Origin of the sequence: Rothia sp. CCM 9418, from assembly GCF_048512825.1 — a bacterium.
Taxonomy (GTDB): Bacteria; Actinomycetota; Actinomycetes; order Actinomycetales; family Micrococcaceae; genus Rothia.
This window is the reverse complement of the sequence record NZ_JBLXXX010000004.1, coordinates 228,822-241,404: the sequence shown is the minus strand read 5'-3', so window position 1 is coordinate 241,404 and position 12,583 is coordinate 228,822. Positions and strand designations below refer to the sequence as shown.

The window sequence follows — 12,583 nt, the reverse complement described above, 5'->3', positions numbered from 1 at the left end:
GTTCTAGGCACTTCCCCTTGTTATGTTCGGCTCAATCTAAAATATTTCTATTTTTTGAGAGCAAAACAGTGAAGTTTTTACTTATGCACCAACGCGGAAACGCTCGAAAGCGGTAGCAGTAGCGCCAGCTTCTTCAAGAACCTTAGCAACAGACTTTGAAGAATCTTTTGCGAAGTCCTGATCAAGAAGAGTGTTTTCCTTGTAGAAAGCTTTGAGCTTACCTTCAACAATTTTTGGAATAATCTGCTCAGGCTTACCTTCAGCAGCAGCGGTTTCTTCAGCAACACGCTTTTCTGCTTCAACGTCAGCAGCGGGGATTGCCTCAGAGTTCAAGTATTTAGGAGACAACGCTGCGATGTGTACAGCAACATCGTGTGCTACGGTATCGGTGTCTTCACCGGTGACAGCCAAAAGAACGCCAACCTGTGCAGGGAGGTCTTTGGAGGTCTTGTGCAAGTACACAGCAATGTTCTCGCCCTCAACGCGTGCTACGCGGCGAACAACAATTTTTTCGCCCAAGAGTGCGCCAGCTTCGGTGGTGAGTTCTTCAACGGTCTTGCCGTCTACGGTAGCTGCCTGAAGTTCTTCCAAGGTGGAAGCGTTAGTTGCAATAGCTGCTTCGAGGACGTTGTTACCGAACTCTACGAAAGGATCAGATTTTGCAACGAAGTCAGTTTCAGAGTTGACTTCTACCATGTAGCCAACGCCGTTTTCAACGCGTGCAGCGATAAGGCCTTCAGCGGTTGCACGGCCTTCGCGCTTGGTAACGCCTTTGAGGCCTTTAACGCGGATGATTTCCATTGCTTTCTGCTGGTCGCCATTAGCCTCATCGAGAGCTTTTTTGACGTCGAGCATGCCTGCTCCGGTCTTTTCGCGCAGTGCTTTAATGTCTGCTGCGGTGTAGTTCGCCATTGTGAACTCCTTGATTGTTTTAGTTCAAAGATTTATAGATACACACTGTAGGGGTGTTACAGTATGGTTTCTGCTAATGGCGCCCACCCAAGAACTTTAGGTGGGCGCCATTAGTTTTATGTGAAATTACTCTGCAGATGCTTCAGTAGTTTCTGCGGTCTTTTCAGCTTTGTGCTGTTCAAGAAGCTCGCGCTCCCATTCAGCCATAGGCTCTTCAGCAGTGTTTCCCTTGCCTGCTTTCTTGTTGTTGCGCTCTAGGAGACCTTCTGCAACTGCATCAGCAATGACGCGGGTGAGGAGGTTGACGGAGCGGATTGCATCGTCGTTACCGGGGATGGGGAAAGCAACTTCGTCAGGGTCACAGTTGGTGTCAAGAATTGCCACAACAGGAATGTTGAGCTTCTGAGCTTCGTCAATTGCGAGGTGCTCTTTCTTGGTGTCTACAACCCACAAAAGGCTAGGAGTCTTGGTGAGGTTACGGATACCGCCAAGAGTGCGCTCAAGCTTTTCGTGCTCACGACGAAGCAAGAGGAGTTCTTTCTTGGTGAACTGTGAGCCTGCAACATCGTCAAAATCGATCTGCTCTAGTTCTTTCATGCGGTCGATACGCTTAGAAACAGTCTCGAAGTTGGTGAGCATACCACCAAGCCAGCGGTGGTTAACATAAGGCATGTTAACGCGGGTAGCCTGCTCAGCAATAGCTTCCTGAGCCTGCTTCTTGGTGCCAACAAAGAGAATGGTGCCGCCGTGAGCAACAGTTGCTTTAACAGCTTCATAAGCCTTGTCGATGAAAGCCAAGGACTGCTGCAAGTCGATGATGTAAATGCCGTTACGCTCGGTGAAGATGAAACGCTTCATCTTGGGGTTCCAGCGACGGGTCTGGTGACCAAAGTGAACACCAGAATCAAGAAGCTGGCGCATAGTTACGACTGGCATGTCGTCTCCTTTTATATAGATGTGCCGTGGCGACCCCTGATTCCAGGCTAACCGTCCACGCGCATAGTAGTTATCGGTTTACATTGGAGTAAAACACTCCCCTGGTAAAACTCATATTGTTCGAGGGAGGATACCCTGAACAATACTCAGACCTTCACCACCTCTTCGGTGGACCGAAAGTTCTCAGTCTTCACGAAAGTTCAAAGATGTTGAGTCATCATGAAGATATTGTTTTACGCGTTGTCAGACCACTTCTATAGTGGCAAGTCACTATGTACGGCAACTTTTCGAAACCCCAACAAAAAACCTTAGTCATACAACAAAAGTTTTTAGGCAGGAAATATCGAACTGCAGTAGCCAACTATACCGCATCTACAGCGTCAAAAACATACGGAATACGGCGAATGTGAGCAAAAAACCAAGGTTTTATGCAGACAACAGGAAACACCACAACATCACACAAACAACCAATACACCACACCGATGTTTTTTAGATACGCCCCTCCCACATATTCCTATTCAAGTCATCAAAGGGTAGCCCCCTCGATAACAGAATGAAGCCCGTCTCAACATCTATCACGATCAAGCGCCCTGTTATCCACAGTTTTACCCAATCCGGTAAAGACGCGAACAGCATCAACAAAACTCAAAAAGATAGTATTTTTTCCGTTCTCGCAGAAGAAAGAACATAACAAGATGAAAACCATACGCAATACCACCCAAAGAGTTACCACACTGTTTATCATCGTTATCGCACTCTTTTGCAATACTGCGAGCGCAGCTCCCCCGTCAAAAGAGGGGTATACGCCTGTTGATTCTGTGATGAAACACCGTCAAGAACCTCGATGGGTCTCCCCTGTTCCTGAACCGGTAGAGGTTTTACGAGCTTTTCAAAAACCTCAGCATCGTTGGTCTAAAGGACATAGAGGGGTAGATATGGCTGCTGATGGCGCAATACGGGCACCCAGAAGTGGAAAAATCATTTTTTCAGGAAAAGTTGTTGATCGATACGTCATCACTATTGAACATGATGATGGGTATAAATCTAGTTTTGAGCCTGTTACCAATGCAAAAGAAGCAGGTCAAGAAGTCTCCCTAGGAGAAATCATTGCGCAGGTGGATAACACCATTCACCATTGCACGAAACAGTGTATTCACTGGGGTGTTCGTCAAAAGATTGCAGAGGAATGGGAATATATCAACCCCCTAGCACTATTACATGCAGAGAAGCCAAGTGTTCTTCTACCCGTTGAAGATGATTTTTTGGCCTAATCTGTCTTCTCATAGCTGTTATTCATACATAAAAGTATCTATTACTGCATAAAACACTCTATCTTCACTCGCCAAAACAGCTTTGACAAGGCATAATGATAGTTCTGAGGGGTGTCGAAAGACTCATACTAATACAAACATACTTCACTCGCAGATATAAGAGGGGACGGAGCAACGAGCTCCGCCCCTTTTGTTGTCTCCTCTACACCTCTCACAAAATCCCTTCCCCTACACAGAGAGAAAAAGTGAAAAGGATATCCCCCATCTTCGTTACCGTGGTTCTCATGCTGAGCAACATGACATCAGCACAGGCCACGCCCCCGCAAGAAACACCCGAACAGCAAGCAGACCAACAAACTACCCTCCAAGAGCTAGCCGAACAACGCCCCTACATTGCAGAAGAAACCGATAGGCTCATCGTCAGTTTCACAGAAAATACCGATGTAGAAGAAAAAGCTCAAGCGCTCGATAATGCCGAGGATAGAACAGACACCCTTGAACACACACAAATTGTCAAAGAATCTGTGCTTGACGACGAAAACACCACAGTTATTCAGGTAGATTCCCCGCTCAGTCAAGAAGAACAGAACATCGCAATTCAAACGCTTGAAGAAGATCCCAGAATTGTAGAAGCTCGCCCTGACCCTGTTATCCATAATGCTCTTGCCTCACAGAAAAAACATATTGTTCGAGATGCGTCACTTTCGACGTGGACAGCTCAACAAATTAATGCACATAACGTAGAACACCTCGCTACAGGGAAAAACATCGTTATTGGCATCGTTGATTCAGGAGCAACACAACACCCATCACTCCTAGCTAATAGAATCAGAGGGTTAGACCTCATCAGCGACGAATTCTATGGACGTGACGGGGAACCTGGTAGAGACTGGGACGAAACAGACACCGGAACATACTCCAAATTTAGGTATTCTGACTGGCACGGCACACACGTCGAAGGTGACACCAAAATTACAGCACCAGAAGCATCCACCAAGCATTTTAGAGCTATAGGAAACTCCGGTAGCGGATACCTTGCCGATTTTGCGGACGCTGTTTTTGCTGCAGCCGGCGGAAAAGTATCAGGTTTCCCTGAACAACCACCCGTAGACGTTATTAATATGTCATTAGCGTGGAAAGGCAAATGCGATCCGTATCTGCAAAGAGCGGTTAATTACGCTCATGCACGAGGCATTCCTGTCGTCGTTGCAGCAGGAAATTTTAGCGAGAACACAAAAAATTATGCTCCCGCTAACTGCTATCGAGCAATGGTTGTTGGTGCAACCACCTCATGGGGTGCACTGACCGCATACACCAATAAAGGCAGTGAAATAGATGTCATTGCCCCCGGAGGAACAGTAGGAGCACCTGTTATCTCCACCTCAAATACAGGGCTTTATCGGCAAGAGAAACCAGCCTATGCGGCATTGAACGGAACCTCTATGGCAGCACCTCATGTTGCAGGCGTCATTGCCATGATGAAAGAAGTCAATCCCGAGATGAGCGTAGAACAAATACGCCGAGTCCTTAGAGAGACTGGAACATGGACACAAGGCTACCCGCTAGTACACGCACATAAAGCAGTGCTCACCGCAAAATCACTTGCACCACCCGTCTACCGTCTCAAAGAAAACTCAGGTATTGAAAACACATACCGAGCAACCGGCGGGATACAAACCTACGGTGAACCAACGTCCCATGAGATTCCCCTAGCAGATGGTGCAGTAGTACAGCATTTTGAAAACCAATACTCAATTTATTGGACGTCTCAGCTGGGCGCTCACCCTGTCAAACGTTCGGGCGCTATCGGCGCATACTATACTGAGCATTATCAAAAACTTGGATACCCCGCAATGAGCGAGCAAAAACTGCCCGATAGCGGATACTATCAACGTTTCCGCAATAAACAGGGAAAAAGCACCGCAGTCTACTGGTCAGCACACACCGGAACCTATACCGTATGGGAACCGGGCGCAATTGGAGTTAAACATACTCACGATGGTGGCATACGCGGCTGGGGCTACCCAACAATGAACGAATCCACGTTTAACCACGGAGCCAAACAAACATTCAAAAATATTGGTACTGGTCGAGAAACCGTTGTGTACTGGTCTGAACAAACCGGCGCACATTCTATGAACGCCCGCGGTGGTATTTTCAATACATGGGCGAAACGAGGAGGCGCCTTAACCTTAGGTTTCCCTATCACTGATGAGAGTGAGCTCGACTTTGGTGGAGCTCACGTTATATATCAAGCAACGGGAAGCAACCATCAATCAGCCCTCGTCTGGCATACAGATACTGGCACTAAAGTGTTTAACGCCCGAGGTGCTTTTTATAATACATGGATTAAAGACATTCGGCGGTACGGTTATCCGGTAACTGACGAGATTGTACGTCATGGGCAAGCACGTATTGAATTCTCTCGCGGATATGTGTTCACATGGTCAGAATCAGGTGGGCTCAGTATCACTCGATAAGTATTTTCCGCTTGAGGTCACATACTCATGAACTTTAGCGGAGCCTCGAGACGAGTATCTGGCTCGTGCCAACGACAAACGAAAACGGGTAGCAGAATCTGTACCTAAGGTTTATCAGCCCAACAAAATTACTGAACAGATAGGAGTATCTAAGTCAGCTGCTGGACGGTATGTTCAGGATGACGAACAACATGATAGTTAGATGCTTGTAGGGGGGAAGCAAAAATCTTTTTGCTTCCCCCCTACAAGCATTTAGTATATTGCCACCATATTACAAGTTTTTAATTCAAATCTTTCTTTAGCCGAATTTTCCGCTAACCTGATATATTCACGGTCAATTTAGGTAGTTTTGCATGCTCATGCCGGGTATTCTTCTTTTGTTCTTTCGCTCATTGGGCGCGAAGAGGAAGGTTAGAAGTACCCAAACTGAAGTTGTAGTTATACAGGTCTGAGCTGGAGTGAATTGCACTTGAGTTGTCACATATGGGCTCATAAATCTCAATCAGGGTATTACGCGCCCCTCAAACATCTTGATGACACCACTAGTGTGATGTAGGATATATTTCAGTTATGTGGAAGGAACCCTATGCATAAGACTCTATTGTTCTTGGGATTCCGCACTTCTCCCGGAACAACCCCAAAAAACTTAGAAGTTAAAGGCTTGAACACACGTCAGAAGATTTTCGTTATTGCTGTCTCCCTGCTCATATCGGTAGCTGTTTTCTACACTTCTCATTTAATAGTTAAGGACCTGGGTAGCAATTTTAAGTTAGTTCCCATCTCATTGTCTTTGTTTTCTTTAATCTTGTTAGCTCGTCAAGGACGCCGATTTTATTCACCAGCCACAAAGAAGACTAAAATATAAAGAAGGCTGCTGTTGCTGAGTTTGCTACCACTTTTCTTTTTCAGCTACTACTGTTCTTAGATGGCTCCAATCGGAACAGTTCCTATTCAAAATTCCACCGTTGCAGAACAAACAGCTTATTCTGAATATGCTCGATGACATAAAGCATTTTCAGAGACATCTCATCGTCAGAAAATACATATACCCAGAACAGCCTCTGCCTTGGAACCTAAAAAGACATTGAAGAAAGCTTCCGTGTCTTTTCATAAAGTCGTAAGAGTCTATCGTTTCTTAAATAAATCTCTATGCGAAGGATCAACTTCTACATCACGATATTTTTCCTCTATATAGCCTGCTTGAATCATGTCTTTAGTTTGCTCATATCTCTCACGAATCTCAGCACGAGACAGACCTGGCTTCCACGGTTTAGACAACAAACCTGCAACCCCAAAAACAATAAAGAACGCAAGCGCGCACACAAGACCAGCTGACAGCTCACGAGAGATGAGAAATGCTCCTAATCCAGCCAAACAAGGGAGCACTAGAAACTCAGGTAAAGCATAACCCCATCCACCTGGGTCACTGTGAGAAGCCTTGATAATAAAGGGGCGTTGAATCAGCACCACAATCAGCTCACCCACAATGACCACAGCAATGATAAAGATAACGAGGTTTTGAATCCCAAAATTGAGGACAGGGAAGAAGTATGAGAGTAACCAGTACATAAGGCCTGCAAGGGGTGCTAGAAGACTACTTGTCATGAGGTGCCCGACATACGCCGTGGATAGAGAAACATATTCTCGGTGGTCCTGATCGTAAACATGCTTCGAGGCCATGAGTAACACTCCTATTGATTTTAAAAAACGGGTGGAGGGATGTCTGTAATTGCAACCCTTCTCTGTTGAAAACAGTTTAGTTGAAGCAGTTATTGAGGACGTCACCGTACCCCAATATGTCTTCGAAAACGGTTGATGCTTCACTACCGATTTCAGCTGCGGCCTACATCTGAGATGCAGCAGACGGCTCGGAACTGGGGCAAGTTACTCGGCTCAGATACCGGCATAGGCTCTTCCTCTCAGCAAGAAATAGAGTTGAGGTGGCCCTAAATGTTGATTCCACTCTCACCGAGTTATTAGGCAAGGCTCTCACCACTTAGCGTGTCTCTATGACCAACGTTCCAGAGAAGACAAGAGGTAAGAAAAAAGTCGTCCATACCGGTTTTATGCCGGTAGGGACGACCTATCAAATGATTGCTAGAACCGAAGCGGAACTAGCTCTTGTAGGGCCTGCGGGACTTGAACCCGCGACCAAGGGATTATGAGTCCCCTGCTCTGACCAGCTGAGCTAAGGCCCCAAACCGTCGCTACCAAAAGAGCAACGGTTAATAGCGTACCCGATAATACCGTAGAGAAAAAATCTACAGCACTATTTTTTTTGAGAAACCACGAAATCGTAGTATATCTGGTTAGAAAGATAGAGAGATTCGAAAGTTTCCCACGTCTTTTGAGCAGAATGGGTTTCAACCATTTGTCTGCTGCATTGCCCCATACGGCGACGTTCCTCTTCCGGCGCAAGAAGTACCTGCGCAAGTTTTTGAGCTAAATCTGCAGCGTTATTCGGTTCAAATAGGTAGCCGTTCTCTCCCTCCTGTACCAGATGAGGTAGAGCCAATGCATTAGCCAAAACAACGGGGCGAGAAGCGCTCATCGCTTCAAGGGTCACTAAGGATTGTAATTCTGCTGTTCCCGGTTGGCAGAATACATCAGCTCGGAGATATCCTTCTCTTAGCTGTTCATCGCTAACGTAGCCAAGGAAACGTACACGATCTGCAACGCCACATTCTTGTGCTTTCTCTTGGAGTTCTGCATGCTTTTCACCTTCACCGGCAAGTTCAAGAACAGTGTGGTTCAGTTCTTGAGGCAACAGTGAGAGAGCTTCAATCAGCACGTCAATATTCTTTTCAACAGCAAGACGGCCGGCGAAGAAAATACGAAGCTCCTGCGGGTGAGGGTCGAAATGCTCTCCCTCGCGAAGCTGGTAATCGTCAGAGTTAATGCCGTTAGAGATAGGAATAACTGGTTTTTTAAAATTGCCGGCTTCCTTCATCGCGCGCGCAGCAATCGGGGTAGGTGTCGTAACAACCTGAGCACGTTCAAGGACGAAGCGCATGTCCTTCCAGCTGAGTTTTGCAAACGCATCGTTAAACCAGCGGGGAAAGGGCAAGAATGGGTCGAGGTTCTCGGGCATAAAATGGTTTGTTGCGATAACACGAATACCACGTTTGCGGGCTTGAAGAAGTAGTACTCGTCCTACGATGTAGTGGCATTGGACGTGCACGACATCAGGTTTAACATCGTCGAGAATCTCGCCTACTCGTTTCCAGATACCCCAAGGTGTACAAATACGGATAGTAGGGTGGGTTAGTGCTTTATGCGAGATGAGACGATGTTCAACGACGCCGTTAACCGTGCGAGTATAGTTTTTACGTTCGTTAGGGTTTGCCGCAAGCACATGGACTTGGTGTCCGCGGTGGTGCATTGCTGTTGCCAAACGATAACCGAATTGAGCAGCACCGTTAACATCTGGAGGGTACGTATCAGCACCAATCATGATGGTTAGAGACTGTTGTGTCATATCGTGTGGAACACCTATTCGCGTTGTATTTTCCTTGCAGAGTTGTTCTACAAGTGACCGTATCTTGCGTATCAATGAAGAAAGCTTATTGTTATTCCTCTATAATCTCATATTTTTGTCTCAGAGTTGGGGAGCTTTAAAACACAAAAGGCGTCTTATTTCCTATGAAGACTAGGATGAATAAGACGCCTTTTAGTGGGTGGTTCTTAGCACGTACTTAGCTTAGAGAACCTTTGTTAGGAGTTACGGCGTAGAAGTTTTTTCAAGAAAATGAAGAAGACACCTACAGCTCCGATGAGCAACGCGAAAGAACCGCCACGAGCTTTGAGGACGTCGGGGTCGCTTGCATTCTTTGCTAGACGATTACCTGTTTCAGAGATAGTCGCAGGCAAAGAAACTACGCTACTCTTTGTTTCGTCTAAAAAACCCGTGAATTGCCCCTTAACGTTGCCGCTGTAGGTTTGAATGTCATCACGTAGGCTCTTGAGGTGTTCACGACGCTGTTTGGTGCGTTGTTTGAGTTGCTCTTCATTGGGTGCAGAAGCAAGAACTGCGGTAGTTGAAGGGTCTGCGGCAGCTTTTTCTTTCTCTTCAGCAGCAGCTTTCTTTGCGTCTGCTTTGGCTTTAGCTTTCTCTTCTTGTTCACGTTTCAGACGCGCAGAGTCCATCTGGGAGCCATGTTTGAGAACGCCGAGATCATACATGAGTCCGAAAATTGCGGATTCAGGTTTGAGAGGAAGCTGTTTCTTAATCTTCTTGACACCGATAAGGGCGAAAACAAGTAGAAGAAGCAGGAACACTAATGCTAGTGTCAGCGCAGCGTAGACAGGCTTCATGACGGTACCTAGAGCAAGAATGCCTGCAGTAATCAGTGAAATAATGAGGAATAGTCCAAAGACCACACCAACGACAACAAATGCGGCACCTTTACCGAATGCAACGCCTTTGTTCTTGAGCTCAAGTTTAGCAATTTGAACTTCGTCTTTAATCTGCTTCGGGGTGAGGCGAGTAACTACTTTAGTTGCATCGATAGTACTGGTGACGTTGGACTTCAAGTTAGAAAATGTAGCTTTAAGGCCAGAAGAAGATTTCTTCTTAGCCCCGTTGCTGATAGGTGTACCGTTATCGGTCATACTCAACCTCTCCAAAAGTAAGTGTGCTTTCCGGTGCAAGTGTACCAGTTTCTCTCATTATTCTACTGTTAGAGACTTTCTTCAATCTATGAGCTTGAGTCGTGTCACATCATCGACGAAGTATCTAGAGAAGCTGCTAGTTCACTCCTGCCAGACGATTTAAGAATATTGGTACTTGCCAGGTGAGAGAAGTAAGCTTTTGAGAAGTTTTTACGCAAAAAAAGAAACACCTGACAAATTATCTTGTCAGGTGTTCTATCTATGCTCCCCCGACTGGACTCGAACCAGTAACCCTTCGATTAACAGTCGAATGCTCTGCCAATTGAGCTACGGGGGAATATTCGTTACGACTTATCACCGCAACGAGTAATAACTATACACAGATTTTTTTCTCTTCACAAATCAAAAGCATGTAATCTGCAACACGTTTATAGGGTGTTTTCTATCCCCTGACGAATCTTACGCCGATGAGATTCTAACTCCATCAAACGACGCTGAATCTGCTGAAACTGCTCGTACTCAGTGCGTGCATCCAAACGCTGAAGATGCAACAACAGCTCAGACTTCTGACGATTCACATCCTCCTCCAACAAACGCCTCAAAATATCGTGCACATAACGAGTCAGCTGCTCAGCAGAGGAAGCAGGAAGAGGAGACACACTCAACTCCGCCAAAAACGTATGAGCAGCCTCAGGAATATGCGAACGCACCTGATTCAGCCAAGCATGACCAGCAGCAGGAACAACCTCAGCAGCAGCAGACATCACTCCCTGCGCCAGCACCGTATGTAAACGATATCGATACTGCACCTGAACCAACTGTTGCCAAAAATCTACAGGAACCTCCTGCGGCACCTGAACTAAGACCTCTAAGGCAGTGCGCTCCAAACGTGCCAAAGGATCATGACTATCAGGAACTTCAAACGGCACAGCAGCGGACTGGACAACAACCTCGCCAGAACTATCAGGCCCACCAGTATGATCTATTTGTTGCAGAGAAGAAGACTCCGCTGAAACCTGTTGAGCAGCTAAAACAACAGCACGTTGAACCTCATCCGCACCTAAACCTAGCCACCCAGAAACCTCACGGATATAAGCTGGCTTCAACGCAGGGTCTTTAATACCAGCAAGGATAGGAGCAACAGCACGCATAGCCTGCACACGCCCTTCCAAGGAATCCATATCAAATTTACGGATAGTACTACGAAGAGCAAACTCAAAAAGAGGCTGCTTATGTTCAATCAGAGAACGAACCGCATGATTACCCCGACGGATACGAAGCTCACATGGATCCATATCCTCCTGCGCCACCGCAACAAAAGTTCTCGCCATAAAACGCTGATCCTCTTCAAAAGCAGACAACGCAGCCTTCTGACCAGCAGCATCACCATCAAAGGTAAAGATCACTTCCCCGCCAGAACCGTCATCTCCCAAAATACGACGCAAAATACGAATATGGTCAACACCAAAAGCAGTACCACACGTTGCTACCGCCGTATCAACACCAGCAAGATGAGCAGCCATCACATCGGTATAGCCTTCAACCACAACAACCTGACGACGCTTTGCAATATGACGTTTAGCAAGATCCAAACCATAAAGAACCTGAGACTTCTTATACAGCACCGTCTCAGGCGTATTCAAATACTTTGGGCCTGTATCATCATCAAATAAACGGCGGGCGCCAAAACCAATGGTCTCCCCCGCAATACCTCGAATAGGCCACATAATACGCCCACGGAAACGATCATATAAACCACGCTGCCCACGTGAAAACATTCCGGTGGCTTCAAGCTCTTCATCAGAAAAACCCTGCTTACGCAAAAAGTTCAGTAGATTGTTCCAGCCTTGAGGCGCGAAACCCACACCGAATTGAGCAGTTGATTTTGCGTCAAAACCACGACCGCCCAAAAAACGTTGAGCCTCAACGGCAGAAGGCATATAAAGATTCTTCTGAAAAAACTCTGCCGCAATTTTATGGGCGTCTAAGAGGCGTTGCCGGCGCCCCACCTCTTCACGAGATAGACCGCTCCCCTGCTCATAATGCAACTCATAATTGATACGAGCCGCCAACTTCTCAACCGTCTCCGTAAAAGAAGTATGTTCAACCTGCATCAAAAAAGCGATAACATCGCCAGACTCCCCACACCCAAAACAGTGATAGGTGCCCATCTGTGGACGCACATGAAAAGAAGGGGTGCGCTCATCGTGAAAAGGACACAGCCCTTTAAACGACCCAATACCGGCGCTCTTGAGGCGTACATAGCCCTCAATAATTTCGCGAATATCAGTACGAGAACGAACCTCATCGATATCTTCACGTCGAATTAAACCAGCCACTTAAAACATCATATCCATCATCAGCACGAGGAC

The 12,583-nt window shown here is 46.5% G+C and carries 8 protein-coding genes and 2 tRNA genes; 2 read left to right on the top strand and 8 right to left on the bottom strand.

The annotated features are described in order from the left end of the window. Positions 1 to 81 precede the first annotated feature (81 nt). Positions 82 to 912 (bottom strand): translation elongation factor Ts, encoded by an 831-nt coding sequence (gene tsf / locus ACN083_RS07165; RefSeq protein WP_419102147.1) that lies wholly within the window; start codon positions 910 to 912, stop codon positions 82 to 84. 126 nt (positions 913 to 1,038) lie between these two features. Beyond that, on the bottom strand, positions 1,039 to 1,848 hold the full coding sequence (gene rpsB, locus ACN083_RS07160; RefSeq protein WP_419102146.1) for a 30S ribosomal protein S2: 810 nt from the start codon (positions 1,846 to 1,848) through the stop codon (positions 1,039 to 1,041). A gap of 696 nt (positions 1,849 to 2,544) precedes the next feature. Here rpsB and ACN083_RS07155 point away from each other — a divergent pair. Then, entirely contained in the window at positions 2,545 to 3,120 is a 576-nt protein-coding gene (locus ACN083_RS07155; RefSeq protein WP_419102145.1) for a M23 family metallopeptidase, read from the top strand. 296 nt (positions 3,121 to 3,416) lie between these two features. Continuing rightward, positions 3,417 to 5,600 carry a S8 family serine peptidase gene (locus ACN083_RS07150; protein ID WP_419102144.1) on the top strand — a complete coding sequence of 728 codons (2,184 nt, stop codon included), beginning with the start codon at positions 3,417 to 3,419 and terminating at the stop codon, positions 5,598 to 5,600. 1,125 nt (positions 5,601 to 6,725) lie between these two features. On the opposite strand, the gene ACN083_RS07145 is transcribed toward ACN083_RS07150, so the two are convergent. From ACN083_RS07145 to dnaG, 6 genes are all read right to left on the bottom strand, one after another. Beyond that, positions 6,726 to 7,280 carry a hypothetical protein gene (locus ACN083_RS07145; RefSeq protein WP_419102143.1) on the bottom strand — a complete coding sequence of 185 codons (555 nt, stop codon included), beginning with the start codon at positions 7,278 to 7,280 and terminating at the stop codon, positions 6,726 to 6,728. Between the two features lie 444 nt (positions 7,281 to 7,724). Further along, positions 7,725 to 7,798, bottom strand: a tRNA-Ile gene (locus ACN083_RS07140). 71 nt (positions 7,799 to 7,869) lie between these two features. Further along, complete coding sequence (locus ACN083_RS07135) at positions 7,870 to 9,078, bottom strand: glycosyltransferase (protein WP_419102142.1); 1,209 nt, start codon at positions 9,076 to 9,078, stop codon at positions 7,870 to 7,872. Positions 9,079 to 9,314: 236 nt separating this feature from the next. After that, positions 9,315 to 10,211, bottom strand: coding sequence for a phage holin family protein (locus ACN083_RS07130; protein WP_419102141.1), 897 nt, complete (start codon positions 10,209 to 10,211; stop codon positions 9,315 to 9,317). A 264-nt stretch (positions 10,212 to 10,475) separates the two neighbouring features. Next, positions 10,476 to 10,548 (bottom strand) — tRNA-Asn (locus tag ACN083_RS07125). Between the two features lie 91 nt (positions 10,549 to 10,639). Continuing rightward, positions 10,640 to 12,550 carry a DNA primase gene (dnaG, locus tag ACN083_RS07120; RefSeq protein ID WP_419102140.1) on the bottom strand — a complete coding sequence of 637 codons (1,911 nt, stop codon included), beginning with the start codon at positions 12,548 to 12,550 and terminating at the stop codon, positions 10,640 to 10,642. Positions 12,551 to 12,583 lie beyond the last annotated feature (33 nt).